Genomic DNA, 24,885 nt, shown 5'->3' on the forward strand with positions numbered 1-24,885 from the left:
CTTGATGACCAATTTGAGTTGGTTGCAGGGGCATTTTCGTCGTCACCTGAGGTAGCAAAACGCAGCGGTGAAACACTGTTTATCGAAGCCGAACGCTGTTACGCCAGTTGGCAAGAAATGGCGCAGTGCGAGGCGGCGCGCCCGGACGGTATTGAAGCTGTCTCGATTGTGACACCTAATCACCTGCATGTTCCGGTGGCTAAAGTTTTTCTCGAGAACGGCATTCACGTGATTTGTGACAAACCGCTCGGTGTCACGCTTGCCGAAGCGCAGCTACTTGCGCAGGTTATCGAAACTACTGGCCGCCAGTTTATTCTCACCCACAACTACAGCGCCTTACCGATGGTTCGTGAAGCTCGCGCCCGTATCGCCAACAGTGAAATTGGCGATATTCGCACCATCGAAGTGGAGTATTTGCAGGACTGGCTGAACGACCGACTTGAGTTGACCGACAACAAGCAAGCCAGCTGGCGTGGTAATCCTGCGCTTGCCGGAGCGGGGGCGATTGGTGACATTGGCACCCACGCCTGGCAACTGGCGGCATTCGTCAGCGGCATGCAGCCCGAATGGGTGCGTGGAGAACTGCTAACGCGTATTGCAGGACGGGTGCTGGATGATGAAGTGTACGCAGAAATGCGCTATGCCAATGGTGCCCGAGGGCGTTTATGGGCAAGCCAGGTGGCACCCGGTTCTGAAAACGACCTGCGTCTGCGCATCGTCGGCAGCCGTGCGACGATCAGTTTCCGCCAGCAACAGCCTGAAATCTTAGAAATTCATCCGCATCATGGAAATAGTTACACTGTCACGCGAAACGGTGTGAATAATCACGATTCCGTTCGCCATCAGTGCCGAACACCTGCCGGGCATCCGGAAGGGTATCTGGAAGGATTCGCGCAAATCTACCGTGAAGCAGCAATCAAAATTCGCGGCGGCAATGCGCCATTGCTGCCAGGGATTACCGAAGGGATTGCCGGAATGAGGTTCATTGAAACGGTGCGGGAAAGTAGTAACCGTGGCGGGGTGTGGCTTGAGTGGTAAAAAGGTGAATAGTAGAAAGGATCTTTTTGAGATCCTTTCTGTTTCAGCGTTAATTTTTATGGCTTAGTGACGTTTAGTGTATATTCCTTTTTAAATCTAGTTGCACTGGATAACATGTTTCCATACATACTGCCGCCAATAATGATTTTTATTTCTATGGGCTTCGTTGGTATACCGTAGATTTCAACGCAGTTATAATTATTGCTGTCTCTGGGTTTGATTTTTTCAACTTCCGATTCCGGTAATTGGCAGTTACGTATATAAACCCCGACATCATCTGGAATAACATAACCTGGAACTCCATCTGGTCCACCAATGACACCGCCTCCCAGGATGTTAATCTTAGAAAAATAAGGGGTGTTAACTGTTGCAGCCTTTAAATTTTCTACATCAGGGATGTATTCAATTGGCGTGGTGCAAGCAGAGACCCCGAAAGTGATGATTATGAGTATTGTTGTAAATATACGCATATTTATGCGAGTGGTTTAAAAACCACACCTCCAAAAAATCGGTTGATGAAAAAAGAGATATCCTTTCCAGTTTTTATCTGATCTTTTACTTCGCCCCATGAAAATAATTTCAGGTGAATATTACTTGCGCTATCCTCCGTCACGGGGCTAGACCAGACAATCCAGTGTGTAGGTAATGTATGAGTGGAACGTCCAAGTTGAAGCAGCCCATCATTAATTAATGTGACGACTTTATAACCTCCCTTGACATAGTCATTCAATTCACGAATCCCCTCCATACCAGCCTGAGTTACTCCCACATTACTAAACACTTTTGTATACCCGGTTTTTTCAAACCATTCCGTTAGTGTTTGCCACATAGTGATCCCTGCAATGGGTGAGTCCAGTGCATCAAAACTTAAAACACTATTTTCCGAGTCCCTCAAAGCAGCTAGCGTCATCCAGTCCAGACCCAATATCCTGGGCCTAAAACCATCGTAGAAATCCCCAGTTGGATGCCGACAACCATCCCCTGGAAAAATCTCAAGCTCACCAATTTTTGCTTTCCCGTATTGCCACAGATCTTTAGCCGCCTGGGCATAAACATCCGGCCTGTCCATTTGCAGGCAATAGAAAAAGGCCGCTGGCCCACACAAGCTGCCAGCATTCTGATTGGGAAGTGTAATTTTATTAAATCTATTATTTATTTGCTCTTCAATGATATTTTTTTTAAATGGATCTTGTGGGTCGCCAATGGGATATTGCTCAGCAATAAAAGGTCTTTCCCGCCTGGATATGTTTATAGTCACGATGTTTCTACCCTCACTTTCCAGTTTCGACGTACCTGTTGAAACGAAATAGCAGGGATTTTCACGCTTAACGGCAGACCAGGCTTTGTCGGTGGCAAGCTCTTCTAAAGTGTACATCCGGGTAAAGTATGAAGGGGTAATACAATGTGTGTGGAGCATGGTTTTTCGATAAAGCGTGACTTCCATAATATAAATTGTCGAGAGGGGTTCGCTGGTATTATCGGTCGGGTGTTTTAGTGTTTTATAATTTCCCTGAATGGGTTGTTGTTTTACATCGATAAGAGGGTGTTTATTTCTTTCTGAATCCATCCGATAAATACATAAATCATAGACTAGGGAATCCGGTGGAACGTTCGAGTTAATACGGGTACTGAGGTGATAAACAGTCATAATTAATCCATTAATTAAAGAAAGGTTATTGAGCCGAATATATCCTATATGAGCCACCCTGTAATCTAAACCCATTAACTCATACTCACCCCGTAGCCCGTCCCTCGCAAAAGTAAAATAAAAATAGCGTTACGTGCACCACGTCGAGAATTCACACAAAGGTTAGGGCGATAAGTTGCTCCATAAGTTGGTTATTAACTAGCCATATTGAATGGTGTGCTGTTTTTTCACCTGCCTCCGATTTGGTCTGAACAAAAGAGTAAACAATGAAAAAGCTGACGTTAAGTTTTATTACCTTAGCGCTGGCGGGCGTATCAAACGTCACGCTGCCGATAAACAGCGCTGGCGTGCCGGAAGGGCAAGCAGTGCAACTGGGGATCCGCCCGGAACATATCCAGATAACCGAATTGGCACAGGCAGACATCGAAGGAGAAGTGCTGTTTGTCGAGCAGATGGGCAACGAGACGTTGCTCTACGTTAACAGCGGTTACGGTAGCGAACCCTTAGTAATGCGCCATACTTCCAGACTTGAAATCCAAACTGACCGGCGCATCGGCCTGCGGCTACCGCCGGAGAATTGTTACTTGTTTAACAGCGACGGACGGGCGTTTGTAAGGATTCAGCTGGCGGGGTAAGCAGGTCGGATAAGCGCAGCATCATGCGACAAAAGGGGGAGCGGTGGAAAAGAAATGGTGGAAAGAGGCGGTGGCCTATCAAATCTATCCGCGCAGTTTTAAGGATAGCAACAGTGATGGTATCGGTGACCTGAACGGTATCACCGAAAAACTCGACTACCTCAAAGATCTCGGTATCGATCTGATTTGGATCTGCCCGATGTACAAATCGCCTAATGATGATAACGGTTATGACATCAGCGATTATCAGGAGATCATGGCAGAGTTTGGCACCATGGCGGATTTTGACCGCCTTTTGCAACAGGTTCATGAACGGGGAATGCGCCTGATTATCGACCTGGTGGTCAACCATACTTCCGATGAGCATCCGTGGTTTCTGGAGTCCCGTTCCTCTCGTGATAACCCAAAACGTGACTGGTACACCTGGCGTGACGGTAAAGAGGGGGCGGAACCCAATAACTGGGAAGGGATCTTTAAAGGCTCCACCTGGGAATTTGACCCGCAAACCGAACAGTATTATCTGCATTTGTTTACTCGCCGCCAGCCGGATCTGAACTGGGAAAACAAAGAGATGCGGGCGGCCGTTTACGACATGATGCGCTGGTGGCTGGACAAAGGTATCGACGGTTTCCGTATCGACGCCATCGCCCATCTGAAAAAAGAGCCGCTGTTTGCCAATGTACCTAATCCCGACAAACTGCGTTACGCCCCCTCAATGAAAAGCCATCTTAACTATGATGGGCTGCTGGAATATGTGGACGACATGAGCCGCAACGTGCTCAAAAATTACGACATCGTCACGGTCGGTGAGATGAACGGCTTGTTTGCCGACCATGCCGAGGAGTGGGTTGGGGAGCATCGCGGACGGCTCAATATGGTGTTCCAGTTTGAGCATGTACGTTTATGGGAACCAGAAGCCGGTTTACGCCCGGAACCCGCGGTGCTGAAGAAAATCTTTACCGCCTGGCAGGAGGCGCTGGAAGGAAAAGGCTGGAATGCGCTGTATGTAGAAAACCACGATCTGACGCGCATTACTTCACGCTGGGGCGACACCGAACACCACTGGCGGGAAAGCGCCACCTGCATCGCCGCACTGTATTTCTTAATGCAGGGAACACCGTTTATCTACCAGGGTCAGGAAATCGGCATGACCAATACCCGCTTCGAGAGCCTGGATGATTTTGATGATGTTTCAGTGAAAAACATCTGGCGCGAGATGGAAGCACAGGGCAAAAGCGAAGCCGAAATTATCGCGTTTCTCACTCATACCGGGCGTGACAACTCGCGCACTCCGATGCAGTGGAATAGCTGGCCAAATGCTGGTTTCAGTGACGGCACACCGTGGTTTAAAGTGAATACCAATTTTGAGATGATCAACGTCGCCATCCAGCAGCAAGACCCTGATTCGGTTCTAAATTTCTATCGTTCACTCATCCAGCTACGCAAACAACAGCGCGCGCTGATTGATGGGCGTTATGTGCTGGAGCTGCCCGATCACCCGCAAATTTATGCTTATCGCCGTGTGCTTGAAGGTATGGAGTTTGTGGTGCTGTGCAATATGTCGTCGAAATCCGCCCGCTGGCGGGGAGAACAATTACCCCTTGAATGGGCAGAATGCGTGTTGGGGAATTACCCTAAGGTAGATGAAATCTATCGGCTGCATCCATGGGAGACACGGGTTTATAAGATAAGTTAAACGCGGACTCAGAGCCCCGCTATGCAGTAATGTTGCGGTCTGCGGTATGATAGGCGTTGGTTTTTCACAAGGAGGGGTTATGTTAACGACAACATTTCCAGCTTTGCAGGCCACGACCATTGATGCCATTAACCGGCTTGGCGAGTGGCTTTCTCACAATGAGTTTGACGCACCACCCGCCGTGTCTGATGGTGAACTGATTATTCTCGCCGGTAATGCCGTTATCCCCACCATTGATGCTGCATGCCAGTTGGCGGCTAACAGCGAATTACCGCTGTTGATTACCGGCGGCATTGGGCATTCCACCCCCTTTTTATACGCGGCGATCGCTAAACATCCATGCTATAACGCCATTCCCACTACTGGGCGTGCCGAAGCGGCAATCATCAAAGATATTGCCACCCAATTCTGGAAGATTCCTGCTGAAAAGGTGCTGACGGAAGAGAAGTCCAGCAACTGTGGCGAGAACGCGCGCTTTACTTATGACTTGATACAAGCGCTGCAAATAACGCCCGCTAGCGCGATTATTATTCAAGATCCCACCATGCAGCGCCGTACCGTCGCGACGTTTGAACGCGTTTGGCAAGGTGATGCGCAACCCCCACATTGGCGTAGTTGGCCGGGCGTGGTTCCGCAGCTGTTAAGTCATGAAACCCAGACCACATTTAGCCCGAATGAAAAGGGCTTATGGCCGATTGAGCGTTATATTTCGTTGGCGTTGGGGGAAATCCCACGCATCAGAGATGATGCGCAGGGTTACGGGCCGCAGGGGCGTGACTTTATTACCCATGTTGATATCCCAACCGGGGTGATCAATGCCTGGGAAATGCTGGCCGGGGATGCCGCACTTGCGCAGTTAATGCGCGAGCGCGGCTTATAGGCAATTAACGATGCAAATAACAGTTCACGCCCAAATACTTACTGAACGATTCTTGCAATACCACACCCGTCGCTGAGTGGTTCATGGCGACGTGGTGCTCAAAGCCGTTATTACAAATCCACGCCAGCAAATTCTCCAGATGCGGCACTTCAATGACTGCACGGCAACCGACGGTATCGAGCGGATCATCAACCGATTGGCCTTCACCGACATAGGCTTTGACTTCACCGGTAAAATCATCAGACGACAGACGGAAATAGGTCAGTGGGCCACTTTTCAGACGGCCATGTACCGCGCCGCAGGTGTTCTCTTTGCCCACGGTGGTGCCGATAATATCGGCGGTGCCCATCGAAGGGGATTCCAGGCTGCTGCTGGCAAAGTTACCGCAGTGGAACAGCACACATTTGTTACGATCGTCGCCGAAGTTGTTATTCCAGTCGGCAATCGAGGCGGGATTGAGCGAGGCACTGGCAAGCGCGTACATCGACAGTGCGCCCATCACATCCACTTCGCAGGCACTTGGCATTAACTGCCCGGACATCACGCTCATGATTGAACAGACGTTAATCCCGAGATTTTCCTGAAGCGACGTCCAGCACTGAATTGCCGTGGTATCGATGTCGTTCGCCACCACCCATTCGCTGATCACCACAAACAATTTTGCCATGGTGGTTAGTTTGTCTGCTGGGATCCCACTGGCATCAGCATTTTCAATTAAGATGCCGCGTTTTTCGTGCACGCGCAGATCGTCATCGCTGATATGTTTGATGCGGGTGAAAATTTCAGACAGGTCGAGTGTTTCAACCGCCACACCCATTTTTTCGAGCAGTTTTTCGCTATAGCGCACCGTGTTGAAACTGGCTGGACGTGCACCAATCGCACCAATACGCACGCCCTGCATGGATTTCACTACCCGGCAAATTTGGGCAAATCGCTGTAAGTCAGCTTCAAAGACTTCACCGCTCAATGCGCAAACATGTTGCGTGGTGAGGGTGAAAGGAATGTTGTATTGGCGCAAGTTATTGCACAGGGAAATCTTCCCGCAGAAGCTATCACGGCGAGTCGCCAGCCCCATTTTATCGAGATTATCTTCTTCGGCCTGAATCAATACCGGGACTTTCAGGCCAGACAAACGAATCGCTTCTGCAACTGCTTTTTCGTCACCAAAGTTGGGGAGCAGCACAACAACACCATGAATTTCGTCACGATGCTGGCGGAAAAGTTCGGCGCACACTTTGGCGTCCTGGCGGGTTTCCACACCACCGAGATGCGTTTGCCCATCTTTTAACATCACGGTATTGATACCCAGTTTGCCAAACAGTGCTTCTGCCTGCTCATGCGCCTGTGCCACTAAATAGCTTGGGAAAAACCCCCGGTTACCAATGATTACGCCGAAGGTGAGTTGTTTTGGGATACGAGACATAGCTTCACTCCAAAATCTAGCTGTGGTTCTTCAAGTTGCAGACGCGTTAGCGGCTTTCGTTCACCCGAATCACTGACTTCAGTCAACTCAACGGGACTCACTCGTTTGCCGCCTTCTTGCAACGCGAAGTCCTTAGGCTAGAGGATTATGATTTGGCACAAAGCGGCAGCGCGCCACAGCTTCAAGCCACTGTTTATAATTGTGTTGCATGAGTTTTTGTTGTTCTATCTGCGGTTCCAAACGCTCGCCGCAGTTTGTGAGTGCCGCAGGGGGTGTACCGTCTTGCCACCAGCCGAGGGTTTTTCCTGCCAAAAGCGTCGCCCCCAGTGCGGAGATTTCTGCTGCTGGCTGAATGATGAGCGGGCGTTGCAGCACATTGGCTTGTAACTGCATCAACCAGCGGTTTTTGGTGGCGGTGCCGTCGACACATAAGGAGTCGATGCGTTGGCCCGTGGCCTGCTCCATGGCGAAGAAGACATCGGCAATTTGGTAAACCACAGACTCCAGCGCAACGCGGGCCAGCACCGCAGGTGTGGCGGCATCTGTCAGGCCACAAATCATGCCGCGTGCGTGCAAATCCCACCAAGGGGCCCCAAGACCGGAAAGTGCCGGGACGTAATAAACGCCCTGATTATCGTCGGCCATTTGCGCCAATTCGGTCAGTGCTGCTGGGTCGTTAATCCCCAGCATTTTCCCAAGCCAGGCCGCACCCGAACCGGTGTGCGTAATATTGCCTTCCAGTGCGTAATTCAGCTCACCGTCATGCCAGGCAAGAGTGGTACTCAGCGAATTGCTGCGTTTAACCGGTTCGGGCAACGACAGCATTAAGGATGACCCGGTGCCGTAGGTGGCTTTCACCACATGTCCACATACACTGCGTTGGGCGTACAGTGCGGCGTGCGAGTCACCAATCAGTGCCAGAATGGGTGTGCCTGTTGGCAATCCCGTAATGGTGTTGATTTGTACTTCACCGTGGTGGCTTGCAGAAGGGCGCACTTCAGGTAACGCCGCGCGTGGAATACCGAATAATTTCAGTAATTCATCGTCCCACTGGCCGGTATAAATATTGAATAACTGTGTGCGGGCGGCGTTGGAAAAGTCGGTAGTGAAGGTGTGTCCACCAGTCAGTTGCCAGCACAACCAACTATCGATGGTGCCAATGCACAACTCCCCACGTTCGGCACGTGACAGTCCTTCCGGAATGACATCGAGCAGGGCGCGAATTTTCGCCGCAGGGAAAAGTGGGTCAACGGGCAGGCCAGTCAACCGGGCTATCAATTCGCCATGGCCTGCGGTGAGCAAGTCCTGGCACTGCTGTTCCGAACGTCGGTCTTGCCAGCTCACCACCGGGGTGAGCGGTTTGCCATCCTGACGCTGCCAGACCAGCACCGACTCGCGCTGATTACTGATAGCAATCCCGGCGACGCTGACTGCACCGACCTGCTGTAAACAGCCGCTCAGTGCGTCGCTAACAGCGTTCCACAACACCATGGGGTCTTGTTCTGCAAGCCCAGGGGCTGGGTGGTTCATCGGTACGCCGACACTGCAACGGGCGCAAATAATCCCATCACAGTCGACCGCCACAACTTTGGCGTTGGTGGTGCCCTCATCAATAGCCAGAATTATCGGGCTGGACATGGCTATGCTCCTTTGCAAAGCGCCGTGGCGGAACGAGTAACTCCTGCGGCATCAATTCCATGATGGGCTCGCATTTCCTTACGATCCGCGGCAATAGCATAGCCACCGTCGGTAATGCCAAGACGTAACAATGGGATGGCGCAACCGGCTTCAGCTAACACTTCAGCCACCAGGCTGCCAACACCGCCATTCACGTTGTGCTCTTCAACGGTTATCACGTAGCGTGATTTTTTAAGCATGGTGAGAAGTTGAGTGGTATCGCAAGGGCGAATAGACGGAACGTTGATCACCGCCGCATTAATACCCAAATCAGCGAGTTGTGCCGCAGCCGTGACGATTTCATGTACCGTTGAACCCATGGCGACCAATGCGACATCCGCACCTTCGCGCATTTGATTAATCGCACCCGGCGTAAAGCGATAATCGGCGTCGTGTAATTCCGGCAGCGCTTTACCATCGAGGCGGATATAGACTGGCCCGACGTGCTCAATGGCATAGTCGATAATCTGGCGGCATTCAATCGGGCAGGACGGTGCGTAGATTTCGATGTTGCCAAAACCGCGCAACACGGCAATATCGTCAATGCTGTGGTGGGTACTGGCGAGCGGGCCGTAGCTGGCGCCGGCATTGAGTCCAAACAGTTTCACATTGCTGTTGTTGTAGCAAACGTCCACTTTGATCTGTTCGTTGGCGCGAGAAATCAAAAACGGTGCTGCGTTGCAGGTGACGGCAATTTTCCCACCCATGGATAAGCCGACAGCGGTACCCACCAGCGTTTGCTCGGCAATCCCGACATTCACCAGACGGTCTGGAAATTGTTTGATGAATGGGGATATTTTGGCCGTAGAGGTTGAGTCCGCAACCACTGGCACCAGGTCTACACCGCGCTCCACGGCGTCAATAAAGGCATTCACCATTACGGTTGCCAGATGTTCGCTATTACTCATCTTTCAGTTCCTCCAGCGCCAGTTCGATTTCATCACCTTTTGGTATCCGGTGGTGCCATTCCGCGCGTCCCTGAATAAAGGAGATGCCCGCGCCTTTGGTGGTGTTGGCGATCACGACATGCGGTTTGCCATGCGGTTGCAGTCCTTCAAGTGTTGCCACGACATCGGCCATGTCATTGCCGCGGCATTCGGTGACTTCCATGCCAAACGCTCGCCATTTTTCATCCAGTGGATCGGTGTTCAGGATTTCTTTGGTTGAACCCGCGAGTTGCAGGTTATTTTTATCGTTAATAATTATTAGGTTATCGAGCTGGTAATGGGCGGCGACCAGAGCGGCTTCCCAGTTACTGCCTTCGGCTAATTCGCCATCCCCGGTGACCACGAACACTCGGCGTTTGCTGTTATCACGCTTTGCCGCCAGCGCAATGCCGACCGCGACGGGCAGGCCGTGACCCAGTGCGCCGGTATTGAGTTCCACGCCTGGCGTTTTATGTTTGACCGGATGGCCGGGCAGGTGTGAGTCGGCGTGCTGATATGTCGGCAGCCACTCCACCGGAATAAAACCGGCTTCTGCCAGCACACAGTAATAGCCGCCAACCGCATGGCCTTTGGACTGAATGTAGATGTCTCGCTCGTCGCTGTTGATGAGTGCGGGCGAACAATTCAGTATCCGAAAGTACAGGGCGGTTAAAATTTCAACCTGCGATAAATCGGCTCCGGTATGGCCACCAGCTGGACTGTTGGCATTCAGGATGACGATGCGGCGACGGACAGCGCGCGCTCTCTTTTCCAGATCCGTAACTGACAGTGCGAACGGATTCATAGTGTTACCCCTTGCATTAAAAATCATAGACGAATAAATATTCAGGATGGGTAAAAAAATACCCATCATGCTGGATCTGTGACGCGCTACACTTTCCCGCTACTTTCCATGATGGTCTTTTGTGCCACCACCGCGGCTTTCTGCTGCATGCGGTTTTGCATCTGGTCGATAATCACCGCCACAATAATCACGATGCCTTTAATGACCATTTGCCAGAATTCACTGACGCCCATCATCACCAGCCCATCAGCGAGGAAACCAATCACAAATGCGCCAACCAGCGTGCCGAGAATGGTGCCACGTCCACCGGCAAGTGATGTTCCCCCAAGAACCACGGCTGCGATGGCGTTCATTTCAAAGGCGGTGCCGTTGGCAGGGTGGCTGGCAACCAGTTGCGCAGAAACCACAATCCCGGCAATGGCGGCGCAAAAACCTGAAAGTGTGTAGACCCAGATTTTGACCTGGCGAACTTTGACGCCCGAGAGTTCGGCGGCACGTTCGTTATCGCCAATCGCATAAACATGGCGGCCAAACGGCAGGCGACGCGCGACGTAGGCAATGGCAACGGCCAGCACAATCATTATCCAGATAGCCCACGGGATACCGAAAAAGGTGCCCGAACCAATCAGGTCAAAGCCGGTGTTACCGAGTTGCGGATTGCCAGAAAGACCGGGGAAGGTTTCACCGCCGGAAGTCAGCATGGCGGTCCCGCGCAGCACGTACATGGTGCCCAGGGTGCAGATAAACGGCGCGACATTGTAACGAGTAATAATCCAGCCATTGCCCGCGCCAATCAGCCCGCCAATTAACAGCACCACTGGCACAATCACCCAGACACTGGGGAAAATGGCGATGCCAAACATCGGCAACACAATGCCTTTGGTAATCAGCCAACCGGCAACCATGCCGCACAGCCCGAGCGTTGCGCCAATCGACAAATCAATCCCGGCTGTGATGATGACAAAGGTGATACCCAGCGCCAGGAAGGCATTGATCGCAATGTGTTTAATCATGATGACCAGACTGCCCATGGCGAGAAAATCTGGCACCATGATGGTGAAGAAGCCCACAATCAAAAACAGCGCAATAAAAGTGCGGAGTTTTAGCAACAACAGCAGCAGGTTTTCCCGCGAGCTAAAAGGCGAGGTGGGTTTGGCGTTTAGCGCGACAGTATCATTCGTTTTCATATCAGAACCCTTGTGCACTAGCGGAAACCAATGCCGACTCTTCGGCGTTTTCACGTGGGATATCCGCGGTAATTTTGCCGCCTGACATCACCAGAATGCGGTCGGAAACCGCCATAATTTCTTTCAGATCAGAGGTGGTAAACACCACCGCAATCCCTTGTTCTGATAGCTGGACCATCATGCGAAACACATCCGCTTTCGCGCCCACATCGATGCCGCGTGTCGGTTCATCCAGCAGCAGGAGTTTTGGGTTGGTCAGCAGTGAACGGCCAATCACCACTTTTTGCTGGTTGCCGCCGCTTAGCGCCTGAATTTCGACGTTGGGTGATGACACTTTGATGGAGAGATTGCCAATAGTGCTGGCAACCACTGCCGTTTCATCTATCTGAGAAATGGCAAAACCACGCTGTAAACGCCGCCACAAACTGGCGATTGTCAGGTTGCTGGCGACGGACGAAATAGGGAAAATTCCTGTCCGTTTGCGGTCTTCCGGCACCAGACTCATTCCCATACGGATACGCTCAGCGGTGGCAAGACGCGGTGGTACGGGTTTGCTATCGAGCCATATTTTGCCCAGATAGTTACGTTGTGTTCCCAGCAGGCATTCAAACAGCTCGGTGCGCCCGGCGCCCATCAGCCCGTAAATCCCGACGATTTCTCCGGCACGGACCTGGAAACTGACGTCGTCTACCACGGTATTCCCCGCAGCATTGACGCTTGTGATGTGCTCGGCTTCAAGAATGGCAACGCCAAATTGGCGGCCTGGTTTCAGGAAGCTCGATACGGGCTCGCTGCCGAGCATTTCGCGCACAATCCACGGCACGTCGATATCACACACCTGCGCTTCGGCCTGGAATTTGCCATCACGCAGAATGGTTATCACATCGCCAATCGCCATTAATTCTTCCAGGCGATGGGAGATATAGATGATGGTGACACCCTGGCGGGTGAGTTCGCGGATCACGCGAAACAGGATGTCGACTTCGGTTTTACTTAATGCCGAGGTCGGTTCGTCGAGAATTAAAATGTCGGCGTCTTCGGCCAGCGCTTTGGCAATTTCCACCAGTTGTTGCTGGCCGACCTTCAGATTTGCCACCAACTCTTTCGGGGAAATCGGCTGGTCCAGGCGTTTAAGCAATTCCGCGCTGCGTGCTTGCTGGGTGGTTTCATCAATCGGTGAAACGCCATGTTGCAGCTCGCGGCCAAGAAAAATGTTTTCGGCAACCGTCAGGTTTTCAAACAGATTGAGTTCCTGATGCACCATGCCAATACCGTGAGCCGCCGCCTGGCGAGTGCTATTAAATTGCACAACTTTGCCGTTGAGCTGGATTTCACCGACGCTCGGCTGCTGTACGCCCGCCAGAATCTTCATTAACGTCGATTTCCCGGCACCGTTTTCACCGATGATGACGTTGACTTTGCCGCGCCAAACGTTGTAATCAATGTTGTCCAACGCCACGGTGCCGGGGAACAGCATCGAAATACCACGGGTACGCAGAACTATCGGATCTTGCGACATTATGGTTGCCCCCGTTCCAGTGAAATTGCGGCTGCATCACTTAACGTACCGTTGTGCAGAGTGACGGCCATCACCACGGTGACCGGCTGTTGTTGCCAGCTTTCGTCGACCTTCGGCAAGTGTTTTGCGGCTTCGCGGTTATACGCTTTCGAGAGCTGCGCAAACTGCACCTGGTTGGTGAAATCTTCGAATTTGTAGCCGGTGGCATCGCGGATGGCATTGCCGCGAATCATTGGCCCAACTTGTACCTGCAACGGTTGGTTATTGATGGTGACGGTCAATGTCCGTTCGCGTTCGTTACTCAGCGCAACACTATCAACTTTTCCCTGCACCTTAACGAAGACGCTCTCATTGTGAGCACTTGCCGCGCGGGTTTTCAGTGCGCTGCTATCCAGAGCATTTGTCTGTGCGGGCGTCAGCACTTTACTGTTCCAGGTTTGTTGCGCTATCTGCGCGGGTGTTTGGTTTGCGAAACTCGCTTTCGCGTTGGGATCAGCAGGAATAATCGGTTGCCCGTTTTCATCCAGATCCACCACCCGACAGGCAGTGAGCAACAGGGTACTGCTACATAACAAGCCAATACCCCATTGTTTAAGCGACATACAGCCTCCTGAACTACTTAGCCAGCTTGAAGGTTTTCAACTGAGATGCGTTGCTGTCGTCAACTAATACGCAGTCCATCAGTTGTTTTTCCTGCGTCTGTGGTTTGCCGTTTTTCAGGAAATAATCGGCCTGAACCACTGCCATTTGCGCCTGTTCCCAGCCGGGTTGCAGCACGGTGGCCTTGATGTTGCTTTTAGCAATAATGGAGTCGCGTACGGGGTCGCTGCCGTCAAAACCGACCACGATGACATGGGTTTTCCCCGCGGCTTTTAATGCGGCTTCCGCACCGAGCGCCATGGTGTCGTTACCGGAAATGACGCCAACAATGTCAGGCTGGGTTTGTAAGATGGATTCCATGCGGGTGAAGGCTTCTGTCTGGCTCCAGTTGGCGGTTTGTTGCGCCACCATTTTCATATCCGGATAGTCATCGAGAATGTCGTGATAACCCTGCGAACGTACATGAGCGTTGGTGTCGGACTGGCGGCCCAGCAATTCAACGTATGTCCCTTTGCCGTTAAGCAATTTGGCAAATTTCTCGGCACCTAACTGCGCGCCCTGGTAGTTATTGGAAACAATCTGCGCGACAGCCACGCCGGTTTTATTGATTTCGCGGTCGATAAGGAAAGTCGGTACGCCCGCAGCTTTCGCTTTTTCTAATGGGCCAACCGTGGCGTCAGCACCGGCGTTATCCAAAATGATGGCTTTTGCTTTACGGGCAATAGCCGTTTCAATCAGCTGGTTTTGTTTGTTCACGTCATCATCGTGAGACGCCACTAGCGTGGTGTAACCCAGCTCTTTGGCTTTCGCCAACGCACCATCGGCTTCCGCCTTGAAGAATGGGTTGTCATGGGAAGGGGTAATAATGGCAATCAGGCCATTATCAGCAGCATATAGATGGGCAGATGAAGCAAGCAGAGCGACAACGAGTGAGGTCTTAAGTAGGGTCAATTTCATTTTTATCTCCACATTGAATATATATTCAAACATGATTTATTATTCAATGTAACGATATGCCCGAGTATGAAATCTGTCCATGTGGATTCCAGTAAAATGATGAAAAGGCGAAAGCGATCACAAATCGAACAATAATGGAGCAAAAGGAAAGCTTTCTTGTTATTTATGCAGCCTTGAATAAAAATACAGGGAGAGAATCAGGAGGCGCTAATGTCAAAGCAGGATGAACAACGTTTGTTGGTCAAGATTGCGACGCTCTACTTTGTAGAAGGGATGAAGCAGTCAGAAATTGCCGGGTTATTACACCTGTCGCAGTCATTTATCTCACGCGCTATCACACGTTGCCAGAAAGAGGGTGTGGTAAAAATCAGCGTCATTCAGCCACCTAATATTTTCCTCTCCCTCGAGCAGGCGCTTGAGAAAAAATACGGCATTCGACAGGCGATAGTTGTGGATGTTGACGAGTCAGCCCCTGCGGCACAAATCAAACATGCGATTGGCAGTGCGGCGGCGCATTATGTTGAAACGCGTTTACGGCCAAACGATTTAGTCGGCATTTCTTCCTGGAGTTCCACTATCCGTGCGATGGTTGATGAGCTGCATCCACAAAGCATTAAAGCCCGCGGTGTGATTCAACTTCTGGGCGGTGTGGGGCCGAACGGTAACGTGCAAGCAACGATCCTGACGCAAAACCTGGCAGCACAATTGGATTGCCCAGCCTGGCTGCTGCCATCGCAAAGTATTGAGCATTCGGTTGAAGAGCGCGCAAAACTGGTCGCCAGCGATGATGTGGCGGAAGTGGTGAAGAAATTTGCCGAAGTTGACGTGGCGATCCTCGGGATTGGCGAACTTGAACCTTCACAGTTGCTGAAAAATTCCGGTAACTATTACGCCGAAGTCATGCTGAAAACGCTCGCAGAGCGAGGTGCCGTCGGCGATATCTGTCTGCATTATTTTAATGCGCAGGGTGAGCCGGTGTTGAGCAAAGCAGAAGATCCGGTTATTGGCATGGAACTCAGCCAGGTCCGTGACTGCCCGCATGTGGTGGCGCTGGCAGGGGGGATTGATAAAGCGAATGCCATTCGCGGTGCGTTGCAGGGCGGCTACATCGATGTGCTGATCACTGACTATCCCACCGCTCACCAGTTACTCTAATCCTTCCTAAATGACCGTTTTCCTGGCAGTTCGCTGAAAACGGTCATTTTCATGTTTCAGAAATGTAGCAAATTTGGTTCTTTTAGGTTGTTTTTATTGAGAGCCATCACAAATCATGACCATTTTGCCCGAATGACTGTTTTATATACCTAAAGTCTTCACATGCAGTTTACAAATGTGAAACAAAAAACAGCGAACATAACGGAGCCGGTCATGACAGCACCTGTACAACACCCGATGTATATTGATGGTCAATTTGTTCAATGGCAGGGCGATAAGTGGATTGATGTTTACAATCCTGCTACTGAAGAGCTGATTTCGCGCATTCCTGACGGAGACGCACAGCAAGCGCGCGATGCCATTGACGCGGCAGCAAAAGCACAGGCGGGTTGGGAAGCATTGCCCGCCATTGAGCGTGCAGGCTGGATGCGTAAAATCTCTGCGGGTATTCGCGAACGTGCGAAAGCTATCAGCGCACTGATTGTGGCGGAGGGCGGTAAAACCCAACAGCTGGCAGAAGTGGAAGTGGCCTTCACTGCCGATTACATCGATTACATGTCAGAGTGGGCACGTCGTTACGAAGGCGAAATCCTGCAAAGTGACCGTCCGGGTGAAAATATTTTGGTGTTCAAACGTGCGTTAGGCGTTACCACTGGGATTTTGCCATGGAACTTCCCGTTCTTCCTGATTGCCCGCAAGCTCGCACCTGCGCTGATCACCGGCAATACCATCGTCATCAAACCGAGTGAATTCACACCAAACAATGCCATCGCTTTTGCTGAGATTGTCCATGATATCGGGCTGCCAAAAGGGGTGTTTAACCTGGTTCTTGGTCGCGGTGAAACGGTAGGTCAAGAATTGGCGGCCAACCCAAAAGTGGCGATGGTCAGCATGACCGGCAGCGTGGTTGCAGGTGAGAAAATCATGGCGGCGGCGGCAAAAAACATCACCAAAGTGTGTCTCGAGTTGGGCGGCAAAGCGCCAGCCATTGTGATGGACGATGCAGACCTTGATATCGCCGTGAAAGCGATTGTTGATTCCCGCATGATAAACACCGGGCAAGTGTGTAACTGCGCTGAGCGTGTGTATGTGCAAAACGGGATTTACGACGAGTTCATTACCCGCCTGAGTGAAGCGTTCAAACAGGTAAGTTATGGGGATCCAGGCGAGCGAAACGACGTGTCGATGGGGCCATTGATTAACGCCGCAGCACTGGAACGTGTCGAGCAGAAAGTGGCGCGTGCGGTGAGCGAAGGTGCGCGTGTGATTCTGGGTGGCAAAACGCCGGAAGGGAAAGGGTACTTCTACCCGCCAACACTTTTGGTTGATGTACGCCAGGATATGACCATCATGCACGAAGAAACTTTCGGCCCTGTGCTGCCAGTGACGACGTTTGATACGCTGGAACAAGCGCTTGAGATGGCAAATGACAGCGATTACGGCCTAACATCCTCGGTGTATACACGGGATTTAAATGTCGCGATGAAAGCGATTAAAGGGCTGAAATTCGGCGAAACCTACGTCAACCGTGAGAACTTTGAAGCGATGCAAGGGTACCACGCGGGCTGGCGTAAGTCGGGTATCGGTGGTGCTGATGGTCGTCATGGGTTGAGTGAGTATCTGCAAACGCAAATGGTTTATTTGCAGGTGTAACGTTTTGTTTTACAGGGAAGCTGCGGCTTCCCTGTAACCTTGAATTCCTCGGTCTGACTCCCTTTAGGTTATTTTGCTTCAGGCAAAGCCTCAATCCAGCTCATCAGCAATTCCGGCCAACTTGCGGCAGGCAACCCGGCAGCACCACGGATTCCAAAACCATGTCCACCTTGCTCGAACAGATGCATTTCTACGGGAACGTGTTGTGTTCGTAAGGCTGAAAACATCACCAGACTGTTATCGACTAGCACCGCAGGGTCGTTAACCGCATGGGCGAGGAAGGTTGGTGGAGAGCATTCTGTTACGCATTTTTCGGGGGAATATTTCTGAATCTGCTCAGGTGTCGGATGTTCGCCAATTAGTGCTTTGCGCGAACCGGGGTGAGCAATGTTTTCCTGCATGGTGATAACGGGATACATCAGCGCCAGGAAGTCTGGGCGAGCACTGACATTATCTATTGCGTCGCTGGCAGGGTAAACCCGCTCATCGTAACGCGTGGCAAGGCTTGCCGCGACATGTCCACCGGAAGAAAACCCTAAAACACCGATGCGTTGCGGGTCGATATTCCATTTTTCTGCGTTTAATCTAAGGGTCCGCAGCGCGCGTTGGGCATCGGCCAGCGGTGCGTTTGCTCCTTCAGCGTGGCCATCTGCGGGCATTCGGTAGGTCATGACAAATAAGGTATAACCCTGGGCGTTGAAAACAGTAGCCAGATCGCTGCCTTCTTTATCCAGTTCTACCCGCTGATAAGAGCCTCCGGGTGTCACCAATAGTGCGATGCCATTGGGTTTCTTGGGTAAATATGCAGTCATTGTGGGGGTGCGAACGCCCGTTATGGCGCGCTCCGCAAACTGTGCTCCAACCTTACTGTGGTCGATAATTTTCTCACTTACCGGGCTGTTTTTTGCGCCGGGTGCTTCACCTTCGGGCCAGAGAGGGAATTCGGGCTGTGCCAATGTGGCATCGCGCACAGGCAGTGATTTTGAAGTGGTGAGCAGAATGTGAGCAGGCATAACCTTTCCTTTTTCGATTGATTAATCGAGATATAACATGTTGTTAGTATCCAAAAAGGGAGGTGGTGCTCATTTATGAATCAAATAGATGATATTATTGAAATGATGTTCTGAAATATTTTTCACGCCCATCAAACTTTCTGATGAGCGTGAAATTTAGCGGTTACTTGCTTTCGGCTTTGTCCGCTTTCCCTGCCATCTGTGCCAGGAAGTCATACCGTTTTTGCAAATCTGCGGCGGCATCTTTCCAAAGCTGTTCTGCGACTTCGGGTTGCTGTGCGTTAAGACGACGGAATCTCTGCTCTTGCATCAGCGTCTCAGCCAGAGCATCAGACGGTGGACGCGAATCCAGCGCCAGCGGTAACTTGCCTTCATCCGCACGACGTGGGTCGTAGCGATACAGCGGCCAGAAACCGGTGGCGGTGAGTTGGCGCATTTGATCATGACTGAGTGCCAGGTCGTAACCGTGCTCCTCGCATGGGCTATAAGCGATGATGAGCGACGGGCCAGGATAAGATTCGGCTTCCTGAATTGCTTTCACCGTTTGGTTGAGCTGCGCCCCGAGTGAAATCTGCGCCACGTAAACATGCCCGTACATCATCATGCTGACGCCAAGGTCTTTACGCGCTTTACGCTTGCCGTGTTCGCCAAATTTCGTGACGGCACCCAGCGGAGTTGCTTTCGATGCCTGGCCGCCAGTGTTGGAGTAACACTGGGTATCCAGCACCAGAATATTGACGTTTTCAGTCAGACTCAGCACGTGATCCAGCCCGCCAAAACCGATGTCATACGCCCAGCCATCGCCACCAATCAACCAGATAGATTTCGCGACCATCGCGTCGGCGTCGGTGAGCAGTTGGCGAGCGTCCGGGTCATCGATATTTGCCAGATGCTGACGCAAGGCCACAACTTGCTCGCGACGCACTTCCGGCGTGGCTTCGGCGTGCAACTGCTCGTTGAGTTCTGCAGGCAGATCAGCGGCGAATTTATCCACCAGGCGCATCACGCGGGTGCGATGTTGATCGACCGTTAAGCGGAAACCTAAACCAAATTCGGCGTTGTCTTCAAACAGCGAGTTCGCCCATGCAGGGCCGCGCCCGTTGGCATCGGTGGTGTACGGTGTCGACGGCAAGTTACCGCCATATATCGATGAACAGCCTGTGGCGTTGGCAATCAGCATGCGGTCACCATACAGCTGGGTCAGCAGTTTGATATACGGTGTTTCACCACAACCTGAACACGCGCCGGAATATTCAAACAGCGGGGTCAGCAACTGGGAAGTACGAATATCGATACGTTCCAGGCTGGTGCGGTCCATTTCCGGCAGTTTGAGGAAGAAATCATAGTTCTCTTTTTCCTCTTCAACATGCTCAAGGCGCGACATCATATTGATAGCCTTGATTTCGGGGTTCTGGCGGTCTGTCGCCGGACAAACTTCAACGCATAAGTTACAGCCAGTGCAATCTTCTGGTGCGACCTGCAACACGTATTTCTGACCCCGCATATCGCGGGATTTCACATCCAGTGATTGCAATCCCACAGGCGCGTTTTCCAGTGCTTCAGGTTGCACGACTTTGGCACGGATTGCCGAGTGCGGGCAGGCGGCCACACAGTGGTTACACTGGGTACAAATGTCGGGCTTCCAGATGGGAATTTCTTCGGCGATATTACGTTTTTCCCACCGAGTGGTGCCCATCGGCCAGGTGCCGTCTGGAGGGAGCGCTGAGACAGGCAGCGCGTCGCCAAGGCCTGCCAGCATCGCGGCGGTGACGGTTTTAACAAAGTCCGGTGCCGCATCAGAAACTACAGGAGGGCGCATTGGGCTGCTTTCGTTCACCTCTTGCAAGGTCACTTCAGCCAGGGATTCACGCGCTAAAGCTAACGCCTGCCAGTTACGTTCGACCAGCTCCTGGCCTTTGCTACTGTAGCTTTTAGCTATCGCCCCCTGGAGTTGCGCCAGTGCGCTGTCGCCCGGCAGAATTTTGGTGAGATGGAAGAACGCCATCTGCATGACGGTGTTGATACGTGCACCGAGTTGGCATTCGCGGGCAATTTTTGCCGCATTCACCACAAAGAAGCGCGCTTTTTTCTGGTTCAACACCGCCTGAACTTCTTGCGGCAGGCGATGCCACACTTCATCCGCGCTATACGGGGTGTTGAGCAGGAAGATGCCGCCTGGTTTCAGGCGTTCTGCCATCTGGTATTTATCGATAAACTGCAACTGGTGGCAGCCGACAAAATCCGCCCGGTCGATAAGATAGGTCGAGTTAATCGGTTGCTCGCTAACGCGTAGATGCGAAACCGTCAGGCCGCCTGCTTTTTTCGAGTCATAGACGAAATAACCCTGGATGAAAAATGGCGTCGAGTTACCGATAATTTTGATGTTGTTTTTGGTGGCTGAAACACTGCCGTCGCTGCCCAGCCCGTAAAATAGCGCTTCGAGTTTGGCACGATTCGGCAGGGTGTTTTCCGGTAACGGTAGCGACAAATTGGTGACATCGTCGTAAATCCCGACGGTAAAGCGCGGACGCGGTTTTGCCTGAGACAGTTCGTTAAAGACCGCCAGTACGCAATCCGGGCCAAATTCTTTGGAGGACAAACCGTAACGCCCGCCAATGACGCGCGGCAGAGAGTCACGGTCGCCACGGTTGAAGGCTTCGGCAAGGGATGTCATCACATCGAGGTATAACGGTTCCGCCAGTGCACCTGGTTCTTTCGTGCGGTCTAAAACAGCAATCTGGCGTGCGCTATCTGGCAACACTTCCAACAGATGTTCGGCTGAGAATGGGCGGTACAGGCGAACCTTCAGCACGCCGACTTTTTCGCCGCGCAGCAGTAACTCATCGACCACTTCTTCACAGGTGCCGATGGCCGAACCCATCAGGATGATGACGCGTTCGGCTTGCGGGTGGCCGTAATATTCAAATGGACGATACTGACGACCCGTGGTCGCGGCAAAGCTGTCCATCGCTTGCTCGACATGCTGGTACACCGCGTCGTACCACAGGTTGCTGGCTTCACGAGACTGGAAATAGGTGTCCGGGTTGGCGGAGGTGCCGCGGATAACCGGATGTTCAGGATTAAGCGCACGGGCGCGGTGTTCATCGATCTCTTTTTGCGGCAACAGTTCCAGAAGGGTGCTATCAGCAAGCGGCACGATTTTGTTGATTTCATGCGATGTACGGAAGCCATCGAAGAAATGAATAAACGGAACACGACTTTTCAGCGTGGCAATATGCGAAATCAGCGCGAAGTCCTGGGCTTCCTGAACGCTGCTGGCGCATAACATCGCGCAGCCAGTCTGGCGAATGGCCATCACATCAGAGTGATCGCCAAAAATTGACAGCGCGTGAGTCGCAATCGTGCGAGCTGCCACATGCAGTACAAACGGCGTTAACTGTCCGGCAAGTTTGTAGAGGGTTGGGATCATCAGCAGTAAGCCCTGCGATGACGTAAACGAGGTGGAAAGGGCGCCAGTTTGCAGCGCGCCGTGTACCGCGGCAATCGCCCCCGCTTCGGACTGCATTTGTACGACGCGAGGCGTATCACCCCATACGTTTTTCCGGCCATCTCCGGACCAGGCATCAGCAAGTTCCGCCATAGTTGAGCTAGGTGTTATCGGGTAGATGGCGATGACTTCGCTGGCGCGAAACGCCACAGATGCGACCGCACCGTTGCCGTCGATTGTGATCATGGAGATACCCTTACATTGCGCAATAATAAGAAAGTAATCTACCCGTCATACTTCAAGTTGCCTCTTTGTTGGCTGCCTTCACTTGCCGCCTCAATGCCACTCGAATTATTTTGGGTAGTAGACCCGCATGCCTGTGCGAGAAGCAAAATAGTCCTTTAATATTAGCAAAGCCCTCAGAAGGTGATTTTTGCTTTTGTGTCCTTCGTTGAACCACTATTGAGAAAATTAAAAGGGTGATTGATTAAGTTTTGCACAGTAAAGTGATCTGCATTGCAAAATCACACACTTTTTATGGTTTTGCGGCCTCGACGGAACACAGCGCCAGCGCTTATGATTCTTAGGTTTTGCAACGTTTAGGGGAGAGGAATAATGCGCGCTGCGTTTTTAGCAGGATGTGCCGTACTGTTGTTATCAACATCAATGCTGTCGGCATGCAGTAGTAATGAACCACCACAACAAGCCACTGCGGCTCACGTACCGCCTGGTATGCGCGCGGCGATGTCCAGCCAGGGGCAGGCAAGTTGTTCAATGATTGGAGGTTCGCTGAGTGTCGCTCGTCAGTTGGATGGTTCAGTCACCGGGATGTGCGCGATGCCTAACGGCAAACGCTGTAGTGAAAATGCGCTTGCCGCTGGAACATGTGGGGCGTACTAGTCGAATCAGTTGACCAGATCGGCCAGTTTATAAACTAAAGTATGCTGGCTGGTTTTCAGCGTCAGTTGTTGCGGTGCCAAACCGACTTTTGCGCCACGGGTCAGCATATCGTTAATCATATGATCAAGCTCGTTTAGCTGCGGCTCGGGACACATCATCATGGTCATTCCCAGTCCTTTCGTTTTCAGCGTATTATCTTCAAGCGTCGCCTGACCCATAAAGCGGTTACACATGCTGCCTGCAATATGCATATTTTCACCAAAGCTCAGCTCCGGCATACGCTGAATGCCGGTTAGCGGCTTACCGTCTACGGTTTGCAGAACATAACGGTGATGTTGCAGATCCTGGGCTGTGACCGTCGATTTATCGCCAGATTGTGCACATCCCGCCAGTACCATTGCAGCCAGAGTCAGTGCAGTTAATTTTTTCATTTCTTGTCCTTAAGTTTTACCCAAACTCATTCGATTTGCAGAAAGGCGACCAGGCCGAGAGTCCCCGAGAGCATAGTTAACTATGTGATTGAGGCGAACGGGTACAGTTAATGCATCTGCAACTTGAATAAGGACGGGGATATTCGTTTCATCAATGAGTTGGCCACACTATATCAAAACTAAATTTCTATTTTGTAGGGATAATCCTAAAAGGATGGCGGATAGGCAAAGTGTTATCCGCCATAAGAAACTAGTTCACCTGATTGACGCAAGGCTCGCCGTTTTCTAACTGACGCAGGTTTTCCAGCGTCGTTTCAGAAATGCTGGTTAACGCCTCCGCAGTCAGGAACGCCTGGTGGCCAGTAAACAACACGTTGTGGCAGGCTGACAGGCGGCGGAACAGGTCATCCTGAATGACATCGTTAGATTTGTCTTCAAAGAACAGATCGCGCTCATTCTCATACACGTCCATTCCTAACGCCCCGATTTTTTGATTTTTCAAGGCATCAATCGCCGCTTGTGAATCAATCAAACCACCACGACTGGTGTTGATAACCATCACGCCGTTTTTCATCTGGTCGAACGCCGCGCGGTTAAGCAAATGATAGTTTTCTGGTGTCATTGGGCAGTGCAGGGAGATAATGTCAGACTGCGCAAACAGAGTGGGCAAATCGACATATTCCACGCCAAGCTCTAGTGCTGCCGCACTTGGGTACGGATCAAACGCCAGCAGACGCATACCGAAACCTTTCAATATTTTCAGTGCGGCAATGCCAATTTTACCAGTACCAATGATCCCCGCCGTTTTGCCAAACATCGTGAAACCGGTCAGCCCTTCCAGAGAGAAGTTGGCATCACGGGTGCGTTGATAGGCACGGTGAATACGGCGGTTCAAACTCATCATCAGACCAATCGCATGTTCGGCGACCGCTTCTGGGGAATAGGCTGGAACGCGCACTACAGGCAAACCGAGCTCTTTCGCCGCGTCAAGATCAACGTTGTTAAACCCGGCACATCGCAGCGCGATAAATTTCACACCCTGGTTTTTGAGCTCTTCCAGCACCGGACGGCTAGCATCGTCATTGACGAAGATACAGACACCTTCACAACCATGTGCTGTTTTGGCTGTTTTTTCGGTGAGTAAGAAGTCATAAAATTCAAGATCAAAGCCATATTCAGTGTTAACCTGCTCTAGATACTTTTTATCGTACTGTTTTGTACTATAAACTGCCAGTTTCATGAGACTTATCTCCAAAATGATATTGCTGTAAAATTATCACGCTTAAAATAATCA

The 24,885-nt window shown here is 51.5% G+C and carries 21 protein-coding genes; 7 read left to right on the forward strand and 14 right to left on the reverse strand.

The window, feature by feature from the left end; genetic code table 11:
* Positions 1–1,038 (forward strand): Gfo/Idh/MocA family oxidoreductase (locus VJY99_RS10135; protein ID WP_324117975.1); only part of this gene is annotated, 1,038 nt, incomplete at its 5' end.
* 56 nt (positions 1,039–1,094) lie between these two features.
* Here the strand turns inward: VJY99_RS10135 and VJY99_RS10140 are convergent.
* The gene (locus VJY99_RS10140) at positions 1,095–1,508 is read right to left on the reverse strand and encodes a hypothetical protein (RefSeq protein ID WP_324117977.1); all 414 of its coding nucleotides are present in this window, start codon (positions 1,506–1,508) and stop codon (positions 1,095–1,097) included.
* A gap of 2 nt (positions 1,509–1,510) precedes the next feature.
* Positions 1,511–2,686 (reverse strand): hypothetical protein, encoded by a 1,176-nt coding sequence (locus VJY99_RS10145; protein WP_324117978.1) that lies wholly within the window; start codon positions 2,684–2,686, stop codon positions 1,511–1,513.
* Between the two features lie 266 nt (positions 2,687–2,952).
* Here VJY99_RS10145 and VJY99_RS10150 point away from each other — a divergent pair, with 266 nt between their 5' ends.
* From VJY99_RS10150 to VJY99_RS10160, 3 genes are all read left to right on the forward strand, one after another.
* Positions 2,953–3,321 (forward strand): TOBE domain-containing protein, encoded by a 369-nt coding sequence (locus VJY99_RS10150; RefSeq protein WP_324117980.1) that lies wholly within the window; start codon positions 2,953–2,955, stop codon positions 3,319–3,321.
* Positions 3,322–3,364: 43 nt separating this feature from the next.
* The gene (locus VJY99_RS10155; RefSeq protein ID WP_324117982.1) at positions 3,365–5,017 is read left to right on the forward strand and encodes an alpha-glucosidase; all 1,653 of its coding nucleotides are present in this window, start codon (positions 3,365–3,367) and stop codon (positions 5,015–5,017) included.
* A 79-nt stretch (positions 5,018–5,096) separates the two neighbouring features.
* The gene (locus VJY99_RS10160; protein WP_324117983.1) at positions 5,097–5,897 is read left to right on the forward strand and encodes a YdcF family protein; all 801 of its coding nucleotides are present in this window, start codon (positions 5,097–5,099) and stop codon (positions 5,895–5,897) included.
* Between the two features lie 4 nt (positions 5,898–5,901).
* Here VJY99_RS10160 and VJY99_RS10165 read toward each other — a convergent pair whose 3' ends face one another.
* From VJY99_RS10165 to VJY99_RS10200, 8 genes are all read right to left on the reverse strand, one after another.
* The gene (locus tag VJY99_RS10165; protein WP_324117985.1) at positions 5,902–7,320 is read right to left on the reverse strand and encodes an L-fucose/L-arabinose isomerase family protein; all 1,419 of its coding nucleotides are present in this window, start codon (positions 7,318–7,320) and stop codon (positions 5,902–5,904) included.
* Between the two features lie 132 nt (positions 7,321–7,452).
* The gene (locus tag VJY99_RS10170) at positions 7,453–8,958 is read right to left on the reverse strand and encodes an FGGY-family carbohydrate kinase (protein WP_324117987.1); all 1,506 of its coding nucleotides are present in this window, start codon (positions 8,956–8,958) and stop codon (positions 7,453–7,455) included.
* Positions 8,959–8,960: 2 nt separating this feature from the next.
* The gene (locus VJY99_RS10175; RefSeq protein WP_324117989.1) at positions 8,961–9,905 is read right to left on the reverse strand and encodes a transketolase family protein; all 945 of its coding nucleotides are present in this window, start codon (positions 9,903–9,905) and stop codon (positions 8,961–8,963) included.
* Positions 9,898–10,728 carry a transketolase gene (locus VJY99_RS10180; RefSeq protein ID WP_324117991.1) on the reverse strand — a complete coding sequence of 277 codons (831 nt, stop codon included), beginning with the start codon at positions 10,726–10,728 and terminating at the stop codon, positions 9,898–9,900. Before VJY99_RS10180 ends, VJY99_RS10175 begins: the two co-directional genes overlap by 8 nt.
* A gap of 86 nt (positions 10,729–10,814) precedes the next feature.
* Complete coding sequence (locus VJY99_RS10185) at positions 10,815–11,915, reverse strand: ABC transporter permease (protein ID WP_324117993.1); 1,101 nt, start codon at positions 11,913–11,915, stop codon at positions 10,815–10,817.
* Between the two features lies 1 nt (position 11,916).
* Positions 11,917–13,434: a sugar ABC transporter ATP-binding protein gene (locus tag VJY99_RS10190; protein ID WP_324117995.1), complete on the reverse strand. Its 1,518-nt coding sequence runs from the start codon at positions 13,432–13,434 to the stop codon at positions 11,917–11,919.
* Positions 13,434–14,036, reverse strand: a complete 603-nt coding sequence (locus tag VJY99_RS10195) for a DUF2291 family protein (RefSeq protein WP_324117997.1) — start codon at positions 14,034–14,036, stop codon at positions 13,434–13,436. Before VJY99_RS10195 ends, VJY99_RS10190 begins: the two co-directional genes overlap by 1 nt.
* A 13-nt stretch (positions 14,037–14,049) precedes the next feature.
* The gene (locus tag VJY99_RS10200; RefSeq protein WP_324117999.1) at positions 14,050–14,991 is read right to left on the reverse strand and encodes a D-ribose ABC transporter substrate-binding protein; all 942 of its coding nucleotides are present in this window, start codon (positions 14,989–14,991) and stop codon (positions 14,050–14,052) included.
* A gap of 210 nt (positions 14,992–15,201) precedes the next feature.
* On the opposite strand from VJY99_RS10200, the gene VJY99_RS10205 reads away from it, so the two are divergent.
* Both VJY99_RS10205 and aldA read left to right on the forward strand, forming a co-directional pair.
* A complete protein-coding gene (locus VJY99_RS10205; protein WP_324118001.1) occupies positions 15,202–16,146 on the forward strand; it encodes a sugar-binding transcriptional regulator in 945 nt (314 codons plus the stop codon).
* A gap of 213 nt (positions 16,147–16,359) precedes the next feature.
* The gene (gene aldA, locus VJY99_RS10210; RefSeq protein ID WP_324118003.1) at positions 16,360–17,799 is read left to right on the forward strand and encodes an aldehyde dehydrogenase; all 1,440 of its coding nucleotides are present in this window, start codon (positions 16,360–16,362) and stop codon (positions 17,797–17,799) included.
* 68 nt (positions 17,800–17,867) lie between these two features.
* On the opposite strand, the gene VJY99_RS10215 is transcribed toward aldA, so the two are convergent.
* Together VJY99_RS10215 and nifJ are read right to left on the reverse strand one after the other, a co-directional pair.
* The gene (locus VJY99_RS10215) at positions 17,868–18,812 is read right to left on the reverse strand and encodes an alpha/beta hydrolase (RefSeq protein WP_324118005.1); all 945 of its coding nucleotides are present in this window, start codon (positions 18,810–18,812) and stop codon (positions 17,868–17,870) included.
* A 163-nt stretch (positions 18,813–18,975) separates the two neighbouring features.
* Complete coding sequence (nifJ, locus tag VJY99_RS10220; RefSeq protein WP_324118007.1) at positions 18,976–22,506, reverse strand: pyruvate:ferredoxin (flavodoxin) oxidoreductase; 3,531 nt, start codon at positions 22,504–22,506, stop codon at positions 18,976–18,978.
* A 369-nt stretch (positions 22,507–22,875) separates the two neighbouring features.
* On the opposite strand from nifJ, the gene VJY99_RS10225 reads away from it, so the two are divergent.
* Positions 22,876–23,160, forward strand: a complete 285-nt coding sequence (locus tag VJY99_RS10225; RefSeq protein WP_324118009.1) for a DUF333 domain-containing protein — start codon at positions 22,876–22,878, stop codon at positions 23,158–23,160.
* A gap of 5 nt (positions 23,161–23,165) precedes the next feature.
* Here VJY99_RS10225 and hslJ read toward each other — a convergent pair whose 3' ends face one another.
* Both hslJ and VJY99_RS10235 read right to left on the reverse strand, forming a co-directional pair.
* Positions 23,166–23,591 carry a heat shock protein HslJ gene (hslJ, locus tag VJY99_RS10230; protein ID WP_324118011.1) on the reverse strand — a complete coding sequence of 142 codons (426 nt, stop codon included), beginning with the start codon at positions 23,589–23,591 and terminating at the stop codon, positions 23,166–23,168.
* 250 nt (positions 23,592–23,841) lie between these two features.
* Entirely contained in the window at positions 23,842–24,831 is a 990-nt protein-coding gene (locus VJY99_RS10235) for a 2-hydroxyacid dehydrogenase (RefSeq protein ID WP_324118013.1), read from the reverse strand.
* Positions 24,832–24,885 lie beyond the last annotated feature (54 nt).

The sequence above is a fragment of the Buttiauxella sp. genome (genome assembly GCF_035271705.1).
Classification (GTDB): domain Bacteria; phylum Pseudomonadota; class Gammaproteobacteria; order Enterobacterales; family Enterobacteriaceae; genus Buttiauxella.

Bases quoted from the DNA above. Each gene is read 5' to 3' on its own strand.
- VJY99_RS10180 (WP_324117991.1), bottom strand. From the start codon at position 10,728: ATGAATCCGTTCGCACTGTCAGTTACGGATCTGGAAAAGAGAGCGCGC.
- VJY99_RS10175 (WP_324117989.1), bottom strand. From the start codon at position 9,905: ATGAGTAATAGCGAACATCTGGCAACCGTAATGGTGAATGCCTTTATT.
- VJY99_RS10170 (WP_324117987.1), bottom strand. From the start codon at position 8,958: ATGTCCAGCCCGATAATTCTGGCTATTGATGAGGGCACCACCAACGCC.
- VJY99_RS10145 (WP_324117978.1), bottom strand. From the start codon at position 2,686: ATGACTGTTTATCACCTCAGTACCCGTATTAACTCGAACGTTCCACCG.
- VJY99_RS10235 (WP_324118013.1), bottom strand. From the start codon at position 24,831: ATGAAACTGGCAGTTTATAGTACAAAACAGTACGATAAAAAGTATCTA.
- hslJ (WP_324118011.1), bottom strand. From the start codon at position 23,591: ATGAAAAAATTAACTGCACTGACTCTGGCTGCAATGGTACTGGCGGGA.
- VJY99_RS10205 (WP_324118001.1), top strand. From the start codon at position 15,202: ATGTCAAAGCAGGATGAACAACGTTTGTTGGTCAAGATTGCGACGCTC.
- VJY99_RS10160 (WP_324117983.1), top strand. From the start codon at position 5,097: ATGTTAACGACAACATTTCCAGCTTTGCAGGCCACGACCATTGATGCC.
- VJY99_RS10185 (WP_324117993.1), bottom strand. From the start codon at position 11,915: ATGAAAACGAATGATACTGTCGCGCTAAACGCCAAACCCACCTCGCCT.
- VJY99_RS10200 (WP_324117999.1), bottom strand. From the start codon at position 14,991: ATGAAATTGACCCTACTTAAGACCTCACTCGTTGTCGCTCTGCTTGCT.
- VJY99_RS10225 (WP_324118009.1), top strand. From the start codon at position 22,876: ATGCGCGCTGCGTTTTTAGCAGGATGTGCCGTACTGTTGTTATCAACA.
- VJY99_RS10215 (WP_324118005.1), bottom strand. From the start codon at position 18,812: ATGCCTGCTCACATTCTGCTCACCACTTCAAAATCACTGCCTGTGCGC.
- nifJ (WP_324118007.1), bottom strand. From the start codon at position 22,506: ATGATCACAATCGACGGCAACGGTGCGGTCGCATCTGTGGCGTTTCGC.
- VJY99_RS10190 (WP_324117995.1), bottom strand. From the start codon at position 13,434: ATGTCGCAAGATCCGATAGTTCTGCGTACCCGTGGTATTTCGATGCTG.
- VJY99_RS10140 (WP_324117977.1), bottom strand. From the start codon at position 1,508: ATGCGTATATTTACAACAATACTCATAATCATCACTTTCGGGGTCTCT.
- VJY99_RS10150 (WP_324117980.1), top strand. From the start codon at position 2,953: ATGAAAAAGCTGACGTTAAGTTTTATTACCTTAGCGCTGGCGGGCGTA.
- VJY99_RS10165 (WP_324117985.1), bottom strand. From the start codon at position 7,320: ATGTCTCGTATCCCAAAACAACTCACCTTCGGCGTAATCATTGGTAAC.
- VJY99_RS10195 (WP_324117997.1), bottom strand. From the start codon at position 14,036: ATGTCGCTTAAACAATGGGGTATTGGCTTGTTATGTAGCAGTACCCTG.
- aldA (WP_324118003.1), top strand. From the start codon at position 16,360: ATGACAGCACCTGTACAACACCCGATGTATATTGATGGTCAATTTGTT.